Source organism: Pyxidicoccus caerfyrddinensis, from assembly GCF_010894405.1.
Lineage (GTDB): Bacteria > Myxococcota > Myxococcia > Myxococcales > Myxococcaceae > Myxococcus > Myxococcus caerfyrddinensis.
In genome coordinates, this window is the sequence record NZ_JAAIYA010000018.1 from 165,390 (window position 1) to 181,204 (window position 15,815).

Genomic DNA, 15,815 nt, shown 5'->3' on the forward strand with positions numbered 1-15,815 from the left:
TGGGGGGCGACTACATGCCCATGCCGCCCATACCGCCCATGCCGCCCATACCGCCGCCGGCCGGGGCCTCCTTCTCCTCCTTCGGGCGCTCCGCCACCATGGCCTCGGTGGTGAGCATGAGGGAGGCCACGGACGCCGCGTTCTGCAGCGCGCTGCGGCTCACCTTGGCCGGGTCGATGACGCCCGCGGCCAGCAGGTCCTCGTATGCGCCGGTCGCGGCGTTGAAGCCGAACGGACCCGTGCCCTCCTTGACCTTGTTCACCACCACGCTGCCCTCGAGGCCGCCGTTGCCGACGATCTGGCGCAGGGGCTCCTCGAGCGCGCGGCGGATGATGTCCACGCCGAACTTCTCGCCGACGGTGAACTCCACGCCGTCCAGCGCCTTGAGGCACCGGATGAAGGCCACGCCGCCGCCGGGCACCACGCCCTCCTCGACGGCCGCGCGAGTCGCGTTGAGCGCGTCCTCCACGCGGGCCTTCTTCTCCTTCATCTCCGTCTCGGTGGCCGCGCCGACGTTGATGACGGCCACGCCGCCCACCAGCTTCGCCAGCCGCTCCTGCAGCTTCTCGCGGTCGTAGTCGCTCGTGGTGTTCTCGATGGTGGCGCGGATCTGCTTCACGCGCGCCTCGATCTCCTGCTGGCTGCCGGCACCGTCGACGATGGTGGTGTTGTCCTTGTCCACCGTGATGCGCTTGGCGCGGCCCAGGTCCTGGAGCGTCAGCGTGTCCAGCTTGATGCCCAGGTCCTCGGCGATCATCTTGCCGCCCGTCAGGGTGGCGATGTCCTCGAGCATGGCCTTGCGGCGGTCACCGAAGCCCGGCGCCTTCACCGCGCACACGTTCAGCACGCCGCGGATCTTGTTCACCACCAGGGTGGCCAGGGCCTCGCCCTCGACGTCCTCGGCGATGATGAGCAGCGGCTTGCCAGCGCGAGCCACCTGCTCCAGCACGGGCAGCAGGTCCTTCATCGACGAGATCTTCTTCTCGTGGATGAGGATGAGGCAGTCGTTGAGGACGGCCTCCATGCGCTCCGGGTCCGTCACGAAGTACGGGGAGAGGTAGCCGCGGTCGAACTGCATGCCCTCGACCACGTCCAGGGTGGTCTCCAGGCCCTTGGCCTCCTCCACCGTGATGACGCCCTCCTTGCCGACCTTCTCCATCGCGTCCGCGATGATCTGGCCGATGGTGGCGTCGCCGTTGGCGGAGATGGTGCCGACCTGGGCCACTTCCTTCTGACCCTTGGTGGGCTTCGCCAGCTTCTTCAGCTCGCCGACGATGACCGTGACGGCCTTGTCGATGCCGCGCTTGATCTCCATCGGGTTGTGACCCGCGGCGACCAGCTTCGCGCCCTCGCGGAAGATGGCCTGCGCCAGCACGGTGGCCGTGGTGGTGCCGTCACCGGCGACGTCAGACGTCTTGGAGGCGACCTCCTTGACCATCTGCGCGCCCATGTTCTCGAACCGGTTCTCCAGCTCGATTTCCTTGGCGACCGTCACACCGTCCTTGGTGATGGTGGGCGAGCCAAAGCTCTTCTCGATGACGACGTTGCGGCCCTTGGGGCCGAGGGTGACCTTGACCGCGTCAGCCAGGATGTTGACGCCACGGAGGATGGCCTCGCGGGCGCGCACGTCGAACAGAATGTCCTTCGCCATATTGGATGGTTCCTTGAAGGAAAGAGGTGGGAAGGAAGGCGATTACTTCTCGAGCACGCCGAGCACATCCTCCTCGCGGAGGATCAGGTGCTCCTCGCCGTCGAGCTTGATCTCGGTGCCGGCGTACTTGCTGAACAGGATGGTGTCACCGGCCTTGATGTCCATGGGCCGGACCTTGCCGTCCTCGAGCACCTTGCCGTTGCCCACGGCGATGACCTTGCCCTCGAGGGGCTTCTCCTTCGCCGTGTCGGGGATGAAGAGACCGCCCTTGGTCTTGGACTCCTCGGGGACGCGCTTGACGATGAGCCGATCCTGCAGGGGACGAATCTTCATGGCCTGCTCCTTTGCGTAGCGCCCGGCCCGGGATGACTGCCGGCCGGGACGCCTCTTGGGGGTAATTGGGTCGTGACGACCCGCGGCATTTAGCACTCGCACCTCACGAGTGCTAACGCCTAGGCGCGGCGGATAATAACCAGGGAAGTCGACCCGTCAAGCGATGCCGGACCGGCGTCGCAGATGCTGCCAACTGCGCGGCATTCCTATGTTTTTTGTATTCCCAGCCACCGTGCCGGGACTGCACCCGGCCGCACGGCGGGCGGGCCCGGATTGGCACTCGAGAGGGTCGAGTGCCAACGCAAGTGCCCGGAATCACTGGGAGTCACCTTTGCCGTGTCCCGGCGCCATTGGTACCTTTCCCGTGTCCCCCGGGGGCGTGGATGGCCTTCGGGACTGACGGGAGGTGTCAATGAGTGAACTGGTGGCGTCCCTGTCGCTGACGGAGTTCTTCAAGTCGCTCCTGGACGAGGTGATTGGCCGGCAGCGGGTGCGGATTACAGAGGTAACGGAGTTCTACCTCGTGAATCTGCTCTCGGAGTTCGCGCTCACCGACAAGCTGTTCACCCGCGAGGAGGACGGCCGGAAGGACCACGAGCCGCTGGCGCTGCTCTACCACCAGGCGCTGCAGCAGGAGCGCAACGAGCGCATCCGCACGCTGCGGCGGCTGGGGGACGTCTCGCTGTACACGGCGGGCTTCTTCTCCAGCGCGCTGCAGTCCGGCGTGGTGGGCCCGGACTACTACATCCAGATGGGTGGCACGGCGTACGGCCAGGTGGCGGAGCTGTCGCCGGCGGCGCAGGTGTACGGCGAGCTGCGCGACAAGTTCCGCGCGCTGGTGGAGGTGCTGGAGGAGATTGCCGCGCGCGGCATGGTGAAGGCCGGCCCGAGCGGCGCGCTCAAGGTCTACGAGTCCTGGGCGCGCTCCGGCAGCGACAGGCTGGAGCGGGTGCTGGTGGACGCGGGCATGGTGCCTCCGCCCAAGGGGCTTCCCAACTAGCGGGCGGGTGGCGGCGATGATTGGACGGGTGCAGGACCATCTGGAGGCCATCTACGGCTTCACGTGCGCGGCGCGGGCGGAAGTCTTCGTCGTGGACACCGAGGCCGCGGTGCAGCTGGGCGGCACGGGGCGCTCCGAGGAGGAGCTGCTGGTCCACGAGGACGGGGACGACCTGGAGCTGGCCCTGTACCTGTCCCCCGCGCTGCTGGACCGGCTGAAGCCCTACGCGTCCGGCCCGCTGGGGTACCTGCTCGACGGAGACCTGGACGGGTACTGCCAGGTGGCCGAGGGCGTCAGCCACTTCCTCTACGTGGCGCACACCGCGGCGCATGGGCGGACGGTGTCGCTGCTGGAGCTGGAGGCCCAGGCGGAGGTGGACAAGTTCGCCGTGTGCCTCCTGCACCGCTGGGGAGAGGGGGTGGGCGCCTGGGCGAAGGAGCTGCTCGAGCGCCTCTTCCAGCGCGTCTCCTACCGGGAGCGCCTGTCGTCCCAGGAGCGGTGGCGCTACGAGGAGGCGAACCGGCTGTCGCTGCGCTTCTGCTCCCGGCTGATGGGGCACGTCACCGGGCGGCGGTTGGACCGGCTCCTGGGGGACCTGCGCTACGCCTACCGACTGGGGGCGGAGGCGAAGCTGCGTCATTTCGCGCACGGTGGATGAGCACCCGCCCGCCCGCTTCGGATAGGGTGGGTGGGTATGCCACGCGAGGCGTCCGCAGGAGGGGTCGTCATCCGGGAGAGTGCCGGCACCTGGGAGGTGGCCGTCATTCGTCCCCACGGGCGCCCGTTGTGGGCGCTGCCCAAGGGGCACGTGGACCCGGGGGAGAGCCCGGAGCAGACGGCGAGCCGCGAGGTGCACGAGGAGACGGGCCTCACCGTGACGCTCATCGCGCCGCTGGGCGAGATTCGCTACGTCTACCAGTTCCGGGGGCAGCGCATCTTCAAGCGCGTCCACTTCTTCCTCTTCCGCTACCAGGCGGGCGCGCTGGGGCCGTTGCCGGGGCCGCGCGTGGAGGTGGACGAGGTGCGCTGGGTGCCGGTGACGCAGCTGGTGCCGCTGCTCGGCTACAAGGGAGAGAAGGCCGTGGCGTCGCGCGCGGTGCGGTGGCTGCGCTCACAGGGCCTGCTCCCTGAGGCCGCCCCCGCTCCGGTCAGGATACCGGAGACCGAGGGCGGCTGAAGCCTACGGGAGGCTCAGGGCTTTTCGGCGGGGGTGTACTTGCCGGACAGCGCCTCGCGCACGTCACGGTCGAACTTCACGCGGCCGGTGGCCACCTCGCGCAGGGACAGCACGGGGGGCTTGTTCTTGGACGTCTCGATGATGGGGCGGGCGCCCGCCATCAGCTGGCGCGCGCGCTTCGCCGCGAGCAGCACCAGCGCGAACCGGTTGTCGACGAGGGGGAGGCAGTCTTCGACTGTGACGCGAGCCATGGAACGTCCTTCGGAATTCGGTGGGGCGACAGAAAGCGTGGAAACCTAAAGAGCACCTCCCGTCGAGTCAAGGAAGGACGCACGGGCAGGGCCGCCGGGCGGACAGGCGCCCCCACCCTGGGTGGGCGTTCCCGGGAGATCCGGGGTTGGGACGGACACGGGCTCCAACCCCCGCCCGCCCATCCACCTCCGCGCGCACCGCGTAGTCCCTTTTGAAACACAGACACGCTCCGCATGGCGCGGGCGGTGAAACGAAAAGGGACACGACGATGAGCAGTCATCACGACGAGTACACGGGCAGCGAGTCGAGCAGGGACATGGAGGTCCGCGAGGAGGCTGGGGCGGAGCAGCGTGCCTTCGCGCCGTTCGACGACGACCTGGAGGAGGCGAAGATCACCTGCCGCACGGGCAGCGCGCTGCCGGCCGAGCCGGACATCATCAGCAGCAAGATTCTCACGGTGCAGGGCACGCGGACGGCGCTGCTCGACCTGCGGCTGGGCTCGAAGGTGACCTTCAACCCGGGCGCGGCGCCGCAGCTGTGCACCATCAGCCCGGACGACGCGCAGCTGCTGCCGGGGCGCTACGTGAACCTGGCCAACGCCACCCGCGTGGCGCAGTTCCCCGGGCGGCTCCTCTTCCAGCTGGACTTCCAGGACGGGCAGCGGCCCGGCACGCTGGCCTTCCGGCTCAAGTTCGAGGAGCAGCGCATCCAGCCCAAGCGCGCCGTCATCCTCGCGACGGTCGACCTGGTCGCCCGCACGGTGATGATTGCCCGCGGCTGAGCGCGGGCCGTCGCCTCAGGTGTACCACCAGGCCCAGAGGATGAGGACGCCCTGCAGGGGCAGCCGCAGCCAGAGCAGCGTGGGGGGGAGCTTCTTGAACCGCTCCGGGTTCATCGTCATGTAGAGGTTGGCGGGGAAGATGGCCACGAAGAGCGCGACGAGCCCCCACGCTGCGAGCTGGCGCGTCTGCGGCACCACGAGCCCCACGCCCAGCAACACCTCCGCCACGCCACTCAGGAACACGAGCGGCCCGTGCCACGGGAGGTACGGCGGCATGATGCGCAGGTAGAAGCGCGGGTTGCGGAAGTGGTTCAGCCCCGCGGCCACCATGAACAGGGCGAGCAGGTACATCAGGACGAGCTTCACGGTTTCCATGGGGGGGCGGTAACTCCTCCGGTGGCATGCAAGCGCGCGGAGGAGCCCGGGTCCAGCCATGCCTTCGCTACTTCGCCGCGAAGGCCGCGTCGACGATGGCCCTCGCCTCCTGGACGATGGACTGGAGGTGCGCGTCGTCGCGGAAGCTCTCCGCGTAGATTTTGTACACGTCCTCGGTGCCGGAGGGCCGCGCGGCGAACCAGCCATTCTCCGTCACCACCTTCAGCCCGCCGATGTCCGCGTTGTTGCCGGGCGCGCGCGTGAGGCGCTGGAGGATGGGCTCGCCCGCGAGCGTGGTGGCCTTCACCGACTCCGGCGACAGCTTCTTGAGCGCCGCCTTCTGCGCGGGCGTCGCCGGCTGGTCGATGCGTGTGTAGCGCGGCGCGCCGAACCTGGCGGCCTGGGCCAGGTAGTGCTCGCCCGGGTCCTTGCCGGTGAGCGCGAGAATCTCCACGGCCAGCAGGTCCATGATGATGCCGTCCTTGTCCGTGGTCCACACGCTGCCGTCGCGGCGGAGGAAGGACGCACCGGCGCTCTCCTCGCCGCCGAAGCCGAGCGAGCCGTCCACCAGCCCGTCCACGAACCACTTGAAGCCGACCGGGACTTCGACGACGCGAAGGCCCATCCCCTTCGCCACGCGGTCGATGAGGGCGCTGCTCACCAGCGTCTTGCCCACCGCGGTGCCGGGCTTCCATTCGGGCCGGCGTTGGAAGAGGTAGGCGATGGCCACCGCGAGGTAGTGGTTGGGGTTCATCAACCCCATGCTGCGCGTGACGATGCCGTGCCGGTCCGAGTCCGCGTCGTTGCCGAAGGCGATGTCGTACTGGTCCTTCAGCCGCACCAGGTTCGCCATGGCGTACGGCGACGAGCAGTCCATGCGGATCTTCCCGTCATGGTCCAGCGGCATGAAGCGGAACGTCGGGTCCACCGTGGGGTTGACCACGTGCAGATTCAGCCCGTACCGCGTGGCGATGGGCTCCCAGTACGCCACGTTGGAGCCACCGAGCGGGTCGGCGCCGATGTGCAGCTTCGCGCCGCGCAGCGCCTCCATGTCCACGACGTTGCCCAGGTCCTCCACGTACGGGGTGATGAAGTCGTGCGGCTTCACCGTGGGCGCGGTGCGCGCGCGCTCGTGCGGGGTGCGCTGCACGCCCGCGTTGCCCGTGGCCAGCAAGTCATTGGCGCGGCGCTCGACGCCCGCGGTGACGTTCGTGTCCGCGGGGCCGCCGTTGGGCGGGTTGTACTTGATGCCGCCGTCCTCGGGCGGGTTGTGGGACGGGGTGATGACGATGCCGTCCGCGAGCCCGGTGGTGCGGCCCTTGTTGTACGTGAGGATGGCGTGGGAGATGACGGGCGTGGGCGTGGCGATGTCACTGAAGCGCACCTGCACACCGTTGGCGGCGAGCACCTCCAGCGCGGTGAGCTGCGCCGGGTCGGAGAGGGCGTGCGTGTCCTTGCCCAGGTACAGCGGCCCGTCGATGCCCTGCTGCTTGCGGTACTCGCAGACGGCCTGCGTCACCGCGACGATGTGGGCCTCGTTGAAGCTGCGGCGCGCGGAGGAGCCGCGGTGGCCGGACGTGCCGAAGGCGACGCGCTGCTCCGGCACATTCACGTCCGGGCGCTCTGCGTAGTACGCGGCGCGCAGCTTCTCGGGGTCGATGAGGAGTTCTACCGGTGGGGGCTTGCCAGCGAGAGGGTGGGCCATAGCGGCGCCACCATAGGCAGGACGCACGCCGGATGGATCCCCCATGTTGCGGCACCTGTACGCCGGTACACCGTGGCGAGGGCCTTCAGTCCCGTGTCACGCCCCACCCACGCCGGGATGTGGACTCGCGAGCAGAAGCCCCGTCCTTCAGCGCGCCTCGGCCGCGCCGGGGGTGGTCGGGGCCTCCTGGTCGGGGATGTAGAAGGCGCCCGAGCGCGCGGCGAGCGTGGCCGCGGTGAGCAGGCCCACCATCACCCCGAAGATGACGATGCCGGCGAGCGTCACCCAGTCGGAGACGGACGCAGGCTGGAGCATCGAAGAAAGGGCCGCGCCGAAGTCGAAGCCCCCGGCGGGATTCGTCCGCACCGCCTGCATCGCGCCGAGCAGCGCCGTCGTCAGCCCGCCCAGCACGATGCCCGCCACGCCCGACAGGACGGCCGTCGTCGTCAGGGCGCCACGGCTCATCGCGCGGGCGACCGGACGGACCTGCGTCTCCACGTCGAAGTTGGGGTCCTTCACGCCCGGCGGCACGAAGCGCGCGAGCAGCAGCAGGCCGGGGATGCCCGCCACCATGGTGACCCAGAAGAAGTTCTCCCAGCCCATGGCGTAGACGGCGAAGCCGCTGATGGGCCCGGCCACCACGCGAGGGATGGAGAAGAGGCTGGAGAGCAGCGCGAACTGGGTGGCGGAGAAGCGCTTCTGCGTGAGCCGCAAGAGCAGCACGGAGAAGGCGCCGGTGCCCAGGCCCTGCGTCACCTGCTCGAAGCCGATGGCGGAGTACATGAGCACTTCATTGGGTGCCCCGGCGCGCGCCACGAGGACGTAGCCGATGTTGGAGACGATCTGCACCACGCCGAACAGCCACAGCGCCCGGCCCAGGCCCAGCACCGTGGTCCACGCGCCGCCAATCAGCGTGCCGGCGATGGTGCCGAACAGGCCGATGGTACCCAGCGCCACGCCGCGGTCGGTGGCGCTGTAGCCCATGTCCACCAGGAAGGGGCGCAGCAGCGAGCCGCCGAGGTTGTCCGCCAGCTTGTACGCGAAGACGAACGCCAGGATTTCCAGCGCGCGGTGCCGCTGCAGGAAGCCCACGAAGGGGTACCAGACGGCATCCTTCAGCGAGCGCGGAGGCGGGACGTGCTCCTCGGGCTCAGGGGCGAAGCGGGTGACGAACAGCAGCGGGATGTAGAGCAGCGCCAGTCCGATGACGACGATGCTCCACGAAATCCGTCCCGCCAGGGTGATGGCCGCAGAGCCGGCGATGAACATGGCGGCGCGGTACAGCGCCACGCGCGCGCCCACCGCCACGCCCTGCTCCTCCTTGCGCAGCACCTCCACCGAGTACGCGTCGATGGCGATGTCCTGCGTGGCCGCGGAGAACGCCACCGCCATGGCCAGCGCGCCCACCACCCACGCGGCTTCTGGGTGACCGCCCACGCCCGCCAGCGCCAGCGTGGTGATGAAGAGGGCCACCTGCGCCAGCGCCATCCATCCCCGCCGCCGTCCCCAGAAGGGCGGCACGTAGCGGTCCATGAGGGGCGACCAGAGGAACTTGAAGGACCAGGGCGCCTGCGCGAGCGTGACGAGTCCCACCACGCGGATGTCCACACCCGCGCTGCGCAGCCAGTCGGGAATCGCAATCCAGACGAGGCCCAGGGGCAGACCCGAGGAGAACGAGAGCAGCGTCACCGCGGCCGTCCGCCAGGACGCCATCGCCAGCGCCAGGCTCTTCAGTGTCCCCGGACGCTGTGCGCGCTGCTCTGTCTTCTGCCCATTACTCATGGCGCGCACTATACCGAGTCGCCTCTGGAGCGACGGGTTTCGTGTTCACCCTCGGTTGACGGGCTGCCAGCCTTCCAACATGTCCGGTCGCCAGAGCGAGAGGAGCGGGCGGCCGGGCGCGCTCGCTCCCGGCTACTCGTCCAGCGCGGTGAAGTCCGGGCACGTCGTGCGCACCCCCTCCGTCGGATTGAAGAAGTCCCAGCTGCGCGCGATGAAGGTGACGCGGCCCAGGGCATTCCAGCACTCGGTGTACTTCGCGCCCTGGATGTCCCCGGCCAGCACCAGCAGCACGCCCATGCCCCGGCCGTCCGGCGCCCAGCGCGTGGTCAGCTCCACGTCCTCCAGCTTGCCGCCGATGACGAGGTCCGTGGCGGGCAGGCGGAACTTCATCTCTCCCAGGCCGCCTTCCGCCTCGCGGTAGGTGTAGCGCACGGCCTCCGTCAGGCCGCCCCGGGGCGTGAAGGCCATCTCCACCCGGGTGGGCAGGGCCTTCGTCTGATAGTCGATGTCCAGCCGGTCCAGCGTGATGAGGCCGCCCGCGGCGAAGTCCTCCTGAACGGCCCGCTTCACGTCCAGGGACAGCGTGCCCACGCCCTTGCGGATGCCCGCGTCCGCCTGGAAGGCGCCCGTCAGGAAGGCCCACCACGCGGTGTCATCGGCGCCGGTGCGGCGGTACTCCAGCTGGTAGTCGAAGCGCAGCTCCGCACGCTCCATCACGAAGCGCACGTCGAAGCCCGGGTGGTCCTTGTCCTTGAACGGGCCCCACACCCGGCGGTCCGGCTCGCGCGTGGTGGGCGACGTGGCGCGGATGCTCTCCAGCAGCGTCAAGAGCCCGTCCACCGCGGTGTTGAAGTCGCGCCCCGTGTCGTCCGTGTCCGAGGCGAGCTGGGACACCTCGCCCAGGTTCACCAACAGCCCGTCCTTGCGCGTCGTCAGCCCGCCGCCCGTGCGGCCCTGGCTGCTCGCGGGCAGCTTCGCGGCCAGGTCCTCGCGCTTGGGCAGCGCGTTGAGGAACTCGAGGTCGTCGTTGGAGAAGTCGCCGCCGCACGCGGCCGCCGCCAGGCACAGGCAGGCCATCGCCAGGTGTCGCATCGCGTGCTCCTTCATGGCTGGTAGGTGAGGAGCGCGCCCAGCTCCCAGTAACCCAGCGAGCGCTGCTCATCGACGGTGTATTGCAGGTAGTGGAGGCGGGCCTGACCGGTGACGTACAGGCGCGGCAGCGGCTTCCAGCGCACGCCGCCCACCACGCCCGGGGAGAACATGGCGAACTTCTGGTCCGGGAAGGCCTCGTCCTCGAAGTCGCGCCGCAGCATGAGGTACGCCAGCCGTCCGCCCACGAAGGGCGTCACACTTCCATGGGGCCACTCAGCGGTCAGCGTGGTGCCCAGGCTCGTCACCGAGTAGCGGTAGGCCGGCCCCGCCAGTGTGGGCAGCGCCAGCACGGCCTGCTTGCCGCCCACCGCCACGTCCACGCCCCACACCCAGTCGCGTCGGAAGTAGTCGTGCAGCTGCGCCTCCGCGCCCAGCAGGCCCACGGAGAGGAACAGCGTGTCGCGCGTGGGCGCGTCCAGGAAGGACTGCACCCCGCCGGAGAATCCCACCGTCCACCACGCGCCGCCGTCCCGCGCGGCGCCCTTCACCGGGTCGTCGGAGAAGGGCGCGTCGCGCAGCCGCGTCTCCTCCAGCACCGCCGCCCGCCCGCGCGGCACCTCCACCTCGCCGATGCGCAGCCGGTCCGGAAGGCGGCGCTTCACCCGGTACGTGCCCGGCGCCAGCGCCACCCGGCGCTCCACGTCCGCCGTCTTGTCCAGCTCCGCCACCACCATGCCGCCCGGGTCCACGAAGTAGTACGTGCCCGCGGGCGCGGCGCCCGGCACCAGCAGCCCCTCGCCGCTGGCGCGCAGGTCCGTCAGCACCAGGTCCCCGTTGCCGGCCAGGTCGTAGCTGAACGTCGGGTGCTGCGGGCCCGCGGTGCTCGCCGCCGTGTCCGCCACCGTGCGCGCGTACGCATGCGAGTACGCCTCGAACAGCGTCACCCGTCCGTCGCCGCTGCGGTCCGCATCACCCAGGAGGCCGCTGGCCAGGTGGTGTGAGAAGTAGCTGCCGCGCAGCGCGTCCGACTCCTGCGAGTCCTCGTCCGCCGAGCTGGAGGTGAGGATGACCAGGCCCCGCGCATCCCTCGCCGCGCCGGATTCAATCTCGAAGGCCGGTGCCCGCCGCGCGCCCTTGGTGCGCGTCAGCGCGCCGGAGCGGCACGAGTCCAGGATGGCGATGCGGATGTCCACCGGAGCATCCGCCAGCCGGCGCTTCAAATCCTCGTAGGCCAGCCGCGAGTCGCCCAGCCGCAGCGAGCCGTCCTTCGCATGGCCCGAGTAGTAGACCATCAGCGCCGTGCGCTCGCCCCGGGCCCGCGCCGCGCGCGCGCGTCCCTCCAGCTCCGTCAGCGCGGCGAGGAAGTCCCGCGAGTCCTCGTCGAGCAGCAGCTTCGCGTCCCCGGGTGCCACGCCGCCCAGCCGCTGCAGGAGCTCGAACATCTTCCGCGCGTCGTCGCGGGCGAACTGCAGGGGGCGCGTGTCACCGCCGCCCTCGTCGTTGCCCGCCACCAGCGCGAAGCGGCGCAGCACATCCGCGTGCGCGGCCGTGGCCACCAGGGCCAGCGACAGGGCCAGGGCCCGAAGGGAGGAGGGCAGGGGGCTCATGGCTTGATCAGCACCCAGTGCGTCTGTTCACCCGGCACGTCGAGCAGCGCCATGCGCTCCACGTTGCCGTCCGCCGCCAGGAAGGCCCGCCGCGCCGCGTCCACCAACGCGTCCACCGACACGGGCGCATCCGTCAGCACCAGCACCACGCGCTCGGCGCCGGAGCCCGTCAGCTCCCAGCTGTCCGGCAGCCAGTGCATGTCCGCGCCGGGCTCCACCGGAAGGCTCTCGCCCGACTCCGGGTGGAGCGGCGTCACCTCGCCGATGGCGTCCACCGACACCGCCGCCACGTACCGGTGCTCGTGGGCCTGGTAGCCCAGCCTCACCCGCTCGCCGTAGTCCAACGCCTCGGGCGCGTCCGTGCGGGCCTCGCGCTGCGGGCCCGAGCCACCGCCGATGCGCAGCTCCGCCACCGCGCCGCCCTTGAGGCCATTGAGTCCCCGGCCGTTGCTCAGCAGGGGCCGGGCCAGCACCACCACCAGCACCGAGGCGGCCATCGCCACCGTCGTCGCCACCCAGCGCCGGGGCGGCGTGCGGAAGGACTCGCTGCGCCGCTGCCGCTGCACCGCGCGCTCCACGCCGGCCTCGAAGTGCTCGAAGGGAACCGCGGCCTCGAAGCGGGCCTGGTCTTGCTCGAGCCCCCGCAGGGTGGCGCCGCAGGCCGCGCAGTTGGCCGCGTGGGCGCGGGCACGGGCGGCCTCGGCGGCGGCCAGCTCCCCGGCGCTCAGGCGGCGCAATGTCCACTCCGACTCGTGCGCGCTCATCGGACCCTCAGCTCCTCTCCACCCAGCTCGGCGAAGCGCTCCAGCCTCTTGCGGATGGTGGGGACCGAGCGCCCCAGCACCGTCGCCACCTCTTCCAGCGTCATCCCGTCCACGTGGTAGTGCACCACCGCCGCCTGCGTCTCCACGTCCACCTTCGCCAGCAGCCGGCGCACCAGGTCGCGCGTCTCCAGCTCGCCCGCGCCGCCGTGCCCTTCCGAGCGCGCCGCCGCGTCCCGCTCGAACCACTGCCGCCAGCCCGCCCGCTCCGAGCGGAGCTGGTTGAGGCAGTGGTTGGTGGCAATCTTCATCAACCACGTCAGCGGCGACGCCTCCGCGCGGAAGTCGTCGCCGTGGGTGAGGGCGCGGGCGAATACGTCGTGCATCGCGTCCTCTGCCTTCGTCGCGTCCTTCAGGAGGTAGCGGCAGCGGCCCATCACGCTGCCGCCATACTTCGTGTACAGCTCGCGCATGAGGGCCCGCCGGTCCTGGTGGTGGCCACCTTGAATCACCTTGAGGACCGGCTGGCTCGTTCCCGTCACGCGCCGCAGCCTACCGCGAGCTGCGTCACGGCGTGACAGGCGTGGTGAAGTTGCCGCAGGCGCTGACCGTTCCGTATCCAACGGCCGGATTGAAGCTGACCGCGAAGTAGGCGCTGAGGAAGTTGCTGTCCCAGCACTCGCTCACCGTCGCCTTGCCGAACAGGTCCCCGCCCGACAGCTCGATGTCCGAGCGGCCAGCCCCGGTGGCCTCCCAGCGGCTCTTGATGGAGAGGTTCTCCAGCTTCGTGCGCGTGGAGTCGGTGTCGATGTTCTTCTTCAGGACAAAGTCCAGCTCGCCGCCCGCGCCCGGGGCCTGCTTGAAGCTGTAGTTCGCGTCCACGCGGCCGCCCTGCACCTCCTCGTCACGGACCTGGTGGAACTGCGCCACCACCGACGCCACCGCCTTCGCGTCCGTGCGCGAGTACTGGATCTCCGCGGTGCCCATCTCGTTCTGGTTCTGGTTGGGCAGGGTGCGCATCTGCTCCCAGTCGATGAGGAACTCGCCGGAGCCGAAGCCCTTCACGCGCTCGCCATCCGCGTCCACCGCGGCCGTGTGCGAGCCGGACAGCACCGCCACGAAGGCCGAGTCCTCCGCGTTCTTCGCCTTGCCCTCCAGCACCCACGAGTAGGTGTCGTCGTCCGTGCGCGTGACGGTCAGCTTCCAGGTGCTGGGGCTGAGCGCGTCCGTGTGCGGACCCCACACCGCCACGTCCCCCTCGATGGAGGTCGGCGTGTGCTTGACGATTTCCTCGATGAGGTTGAGCACCGCCAGCGTGCCGCCGTTCACCGTCACCGCGGCGCCCACGGTGAGCTGGTAGTACTCCGCCGTCTGCCCCTGCCCGTAGAACGCCGAGGTCAGCCCCTGGCCGTTCTTCTTCGGCGCCTTCATCTCCACCATGTCCTTGGAGGGAAGGCCCTCGCGGAACGACTCCTCGTCGTTCTTCGCGGAGTCACAGCCAGCGACCAGCAGGGCGGCACACAGCAGGCTCTTGCGCAGCATGGTTCTTCTTCCTTTCGGCCGGCCCCCGGCGGGCCGTGCGGCAACGTGTTCGCCCCAATGGACACAGCCCCGCCGAAAAACAGAAAAGGCGCCTGTCTGGCCGGGGAAAGTTTCGGAAAATCAACGGTTTGGCGGTTGGCTGTCCGCTCCCCAGGCATTTTCACCCGGCCTTCGCACGGCGGAATTCCTCCATCCCTACCTTTCGCGCATGGAAATGAGACACCCCAACCATCCCGGGGAGATGGGCACGGACGCCACGCTGGCCGAGCGCGACCGCGCTCCGGACGAGATCAACGCCCGCGCCCGGGCGATTGGGCTCCTGGTCGATGCGGGAGTGCCCTTCGTGGTGGGCGGTGCGTACGCGTACGCGACCTATACCGGCATCTACCGGGACACGAAGGACCTGGACCTCTTCCCACGCAAGCGTGACGCACTGCGCGCGCTCGAGGTGCTGGAGGCGGACGGCTGGCGCACCGAGCGCGCGGACGAGGTGTGGATCTACAAGGCCTACAAGGGCGACTACTTCGTCGACTTCATCTTCTCGTCCGGCAACGGCGTGGCGGTGGTGGACGACGAGTGGTTCAGCCACGCCAAGACGTGCGCCATCTTCGGGCACGAGTGTCTGGTGGCGCCCGCCGAGGAGATGATCTGGTCCAAGGCCTTCGTCAACGAGCGCGAGCGGTATGACGGCTCGGACGTGAATCACCTCATCCTGAAGGCGGGGCGGAGCATGGACTGGGAGCGGCTGATGCGCCGCTTCGACCGGTACTGGGAGGTGCTGCTCAGCCACCTGATGATGTACCGGTTCGCCTATCCGTCCGAGCGGGACATGGTCCCCGACTGGGTGATGGCGGAGCTGATGAGCCGCACGCTGCACACCATCCGCGAGGGGTGCTGGGAGGACAAGCTGTGCCGCGGGAACCTCATCTCGCGGGTGAACTATCACGTCGACATCCACCACTGGGGCTTCCGCGACGGGCGGGCCTGGGACGAGAACGAACGACAGCAGGGAGACGAGCGTGGCACGCGATCCGAGCTCGAAAATTCGGTTGGCGGCAGTCGGTGACCTTCACTGCCGCGAGGACCAACACGGACGCTTCCGACAGCTCGTCAAACAGGTGAACGCCACGGCGGACCTGCTCGTGCTGTGCGGGGACCTGACGGACAGGGGAATGATCGAGGAGGGCAAGGTGCTCGCGGAGGAGCTGTCCGCGCTGCGTGTGCCGTGCGCGGCGGTGCTGGGCAACCACGACTACGAGCACAACCAGGTCAAGGAGATCAGCAGCGAGCTGTCGAAGGTGGGCGTCCACCTGCTCGACGGGGACCACTTCATCTTCGAGAAGGTGCTGGGCGTGGCGGGCGTGAAGGGCTTCGGCGGCGGCTTCGGCAACGCGACGCTGCAGGCCTTCGGCGAGGGACAGACGAAGGCCTTCGTGCAGGAGGCGGTGCACGAGTCGCTCAAGCTGGAGGCCGCGCTGAGCCACCTCGACACGGCGAAGAAGGTGGTCATCATGCACTACTCCCCGGTGCCGGAGACGCTGGACGGGGAGAACATCGAAATCCGCCCGTTCCTCGGGACGAGCCGGCTGTCGATGCCGATTGACCACTACGGCGCGGAGGCCGTCTTCCACGGACACGCGCACCACGGCACGCGCAACGGGAAGACCAAGAGCGGCATCCCCGTCTACAACGTGGCCATGCCCCTGCTGGCGAAGCACACCCCGGACCAGCGGTACGTGTTGCTGGAAGTGTAGAGG

Annotated in this window: 17 protein-coding genes; 6 read left to right on the top strand and 11 right to left on the bottom strand. The window is 69.6% G+C overall.

Going from position 1 to position 15,815, the window contains the following annotated elements; genetic code table 11:
• Positions 1-10 precede the first annotated feature (10 nt).
• On the bottom strand, positions 11-1,651 hold the full coding sequence (groL, locus tag G4D86_RS35280) for a chaperonin GroEL (protein WP_163998512.1): 1,641 nt from the start codon (positions 1,649-1,651) through the stop codon (positions 11-13).
• 42 nt (positions 1,652-1,693) lie between these two features.
• On the bottom strand, positions 1,694-1,984 hold the full coding sequence (groES, locus tag G4D86_RS35285) for a co-chaperone GroES (protein WP_163998513.1): 291 nt from the start codon (positions 1,982-1,984) through the stop codon (positions 1,694-1,696).
• Positions 1,985-2,396: 412 nt separating this feature from the next.
• On the opposite strand from groES, the gene G4D86_RS35290 reads away from it, so the two are divergent.
• From G4D86_RS35290 to G4D86_RS35300, 3 genes are read left to right on the top strand one after another with little or no spacing between them, the layout of a single operon-like run.
• Positions 2,397-2,984, top strand: a complete 588-nt coding sequence (locus G4D86_RS35290; RefSeq protein ID WP_205519981.1) for a hypothetical protein — start codon at positions 2,397-2,399, stop codon at positions 2,982-2,984.
• Between the two features lie 16 nt (positions 2,985-3,000).
• Positions 3,001-3,642, top strand: coding sequence for a hypothetical protein (locus G4D86_RS35295; protein ID WP_163998515.1), 642 nt, complete (start codon positions 3,001-3,003; stop codon positions 3,640-3,642).
• A 36-nt stretch (positions 3,643-3,678) separates the two neighbouring features.
• On the top strand, positions 3,679-4,161 hold the full coding sequence (locus G4D86_RS35300; RefSeq protein ID WP_163998516.1) for an NUDIX hydrolase: 483 nt from the start codon (positions 3,679-3,681) through the stop codon (positions 4,159-4,161).
• A gap of 14 nt (positions 4,162-4,175) precedes the next feature.
• Here the strand turns inward: G4D86_RS35300 and rpoZ are convergent, their stop codons facing one another.
• The gene (gene rpoZ, locus G4D86_RS35305) at positions 4,176-4,412 is read right to left on the bottom strand and encodes a DNA-directed RNA polymerase subunit omega (RefSeq protein ID WP_163998517.1); all 237 of its coding nucleotides are present in this window, start codon (positions 4,410-4,412) and stop codon (positions 4,176-4,178) included.
• Positions 4,413-4,681: 269 nt separating this feature from the next.
• Between rpoZ and G4D86_RS35310 the strand changes: the two genes are divergently transcribed.
• On the top strand, positions 4,682-5,194 hold the full coding sequence (locus G4D86_RS35310; protein WP_163998518.1) for a hypothetical protein: 513 nt from the start codon (positions 4,682-4,684) through the stop codon (positions 5,192-5,194).
• Positions 5,195-5,209: 15 nt separating this feature from the next.
• On the opposite strand, the gene G4D86_RS35315 is transcribed toward G4D86_RS35310, so the two are convergent.
• The 8 genes from G4D86_RS35315 to G4D86_RS35350 form a co-directional block, all read right to left on the bottom strand.
• Positions 5,210-5,569 carry a DoxX family protein gene (locus G4D86_RS35315; protein WP_163998519.1) on the bottom strand — a complete coding sequence of 120 codons (360 nt, stop codon included), beginning with the start codon at positions 5,567-5,569 and terminating at the stop codon, positions 5,210-5,212.
• A 67-nt stretch (positions 5,570-5,636) separates the two neighbouring features.
• The gene (gene pgm / locus G4D86_RS35320; protein WP_163998520.1) at positions 5,637-7,274 is read right to left on the bottom strand and encodes a phosphoglucomutase (alpha-D-glucose-1,6-bisphosphate-dependent); all 1,638 of its coding nucleotides are present in this window, start codon (positions 7,272-7,274) and stop codon (positions 5,637-5,639) included.
• A gap of 147 nt (positions 7,275-7,421) precedes the next feature.
• Entirely contained in the window at positions 7,422-9,056 is a 1,635-nt protein-coding gene (locus G4D86_RS35325; RefSeq protein WP_163998521.1) for an AmpG family muropeptide MFS transporter, read from the bottom strand.
• A 132-nt stretch (positions 9,057-9,188) separates the two neighbouring features.
• Positions 9,189-10,148, bottom strand: coding sequence for a hypothetical protein (locus tag G4D86_RS35330; protein ID WP_240360635.1), 960 nt, complete (start codon positions 10,146-10,148; stop codon positions 9,189-9,191).
• 11 nt (positions 10,149-10,159) lie between these two features.
• Complete coding sequence (locus tag G4D86_RS35335; RefSeq protein WP_163998523.1) at positions 10,160-11,755, bottom strand: caspase family protein; 1,596 nt, start codon at positions 11,753-11,755, stop codon at positions 10,160-10,162.
• Complete coding sequence (locus tag G4D86_RS35340; RefSeq protein ID WP_163998524.1) at positions 11,752-12,519, bottom strand: DUF4384 domain-containing protein; 768 nt, start codon at positions 12,517-12,519, stop codon at positions 11,752-11,754. The genes G4D86_RS35335 and G4D86_RS35340 overlap by 4 nt, the downstream gene beginning before the upstream one ends.
• Positions 12,516-13,058, bottom strand: coding sequence for an RNA polymerase sigma factor (locus G4D86_RS35345; RefSeq protein ID WP_240360636.1), 543 nt, complete (start codon positions 13,056-13,058; stop codon positions 12,516-12,518). Before G4D86_RS35345 ends, G4D86_RS35340 begins: the two co-directional genes overlap by 4 nt.
• A gap of 25 nt (positions 13,059-13,083) precedes the next feature.
• On the bottom strand, positions 13,084-14,058 hold the full coding sequence (locus G4D86_RS35350) for a hypothetical protein (protein WP_163998525.1): 975 nt from the start codon (positions 14,056-14,058) through the stop codon (positions 13,084-13,086).
• Between the two features lie 241 nt (positions 14,059-14,299).
• Here G4D86_RS35350 and G4D86_RS35355 point away from each other — a divergent pair, with 241 nt between their 5' ends.
• Together G4D86_RS35355 and G4D86_RS35360 are read left to right on the top strand one after the other, a co-directional pair.
• Positions 14,300-15,124 carry a nucleotidyltransferase gene (locus G4D86_RS35355; RefSeq protein WP_163998565.1) on the top strand — a complete coding sequence of 275 codons (825 nt, stop codon included), beginning with the start codon at positions 14,300-14,302 and terminating at the stop codon, positions 15,122-15,124.
• The gene (locus G4D86_RS35360; protein ID WP_163998526.1) at positions 15,108-15,812 is read left to right on the top strand and encodes a metallophosphoesterase family protein; all 705 of its coding nucleotides are present in this window, start codon (positions 15,108-15,110) and stop codon (positions 15,810-15,812) included. The genes G4D86_RS35355 and G4D86_RS35360 overlap by 17 nt, the downstream gene beginning before the upstream one ends.
• The last annotated feature ends 3 nt before the right edge of the window (positions 15,813-15,815 follow it).

Bases quoted from the DNA above. Each gene is read 5' to 3' on its own strand.
- groL (WP_163998512.1), bottom strand. From the start codon at position 1,651: ATGGCGAAGGACATTCTGTTCGACGTGCGCGCCCGCGAGGCCATCCTC.
- groES (WP_163998513.1), bottom strand. From the start codon at position 1,984: ATGAAGATTCGTCCCCTGCAGGATCGGCTCATCGTCAAGCGCGTCCCC.
- G4D86_RS35290 (WP_205519981.1), top strand. From the start codon at position 2,397: ATGAGTGAACTGGTGGCGTCCCTGTCGCTGACGGAGTTCTTCAAGTCG.
- G4D86_RS35295 (WP_163998515.1), top strand. From the start codon at position 3,001: ATGATTGGACGGGTGCAGGACCATCTGGAGGCCATCTACGGCTTCACG.
- G4D86_RS35300 (WP_163998516.1), top strand. From the start codon at position 3,679: ATGCCACGCGAGGCGTCCGCAGGAGGGGTCGTCATCCGGGAGAGTGCC.
- rpoZ (WP_163998517.1), bottom strand. From the start codon at position 4,412: ATGGCTCGCGTCACAGTCGAAGACTGCCTCCCCCTCGTCGACAACCGG.
- G4D86_RS35310 (WP_163998518.1), top strand. From the start codon at position 4,682: ATGAGCAGTCATCACGACGAGTACACGGGCAGCGAGTCGAGCAGGGAC.
- G4D86_RS35315 (WP_163998519.1), bottom strand. From the start codon at position 5,569: ATGGAAACCGTGAAGCTCGTCCTGATGTACCTGCTCGCCCTGTTCATG.
- pgm (WP_163998520.1), bottom strand. From the start codon at position 7,274: ATGGCCCACCCTCTCGCTGGCAAGCCCCCACCGGTAGAACTCCTCATC.
- G4D86_RS35325 (WP_163998521.1), bottom strand. From the start codon at position 9,056: ATGAGTAATGGGCAGAAGACAGAGCAGCGCGCACAGCGTCCGGGGACA.
- G4D86_RS35330 (WP_240360635.1), bottom strand. From the start codon at position 10,148: ATGCGACACCTGGCGATGGCCTGCCTGTGCCTGGCGGCGGCCGCGTGC.
- G4D86_RS35335 (WP_163998523.1), bottom strand. From the start codon at position 11,755: ATGAGCCCCCTGCCCTCCTCCCTTCGGGCCCTGGCCCTGTCGCTGGCC.
- G4D86_RS35340 (WP_163998524.1), bottom strand. From the start codon at position 12,519: ATGAGCGCGCACGAGTCGGAGTGGACATTGCGCCGCCTGAGCGCCGGG.
- G4D86_RS35350 (WP_163998525.1), bottom strand. From the start codon at position 14,058: ATGCTGCGCAAGAGCCTGCTGTGTGCCGCCCTGCTGGTCGCTGGCTGT.
- G4D86_RS35355 (WP_163998565.1), top strand. From the start codon at position 14,300: ATGGGCACGGACGCCACGCTGGCCGAGCGCGACCGCGCTCCGGACGAG.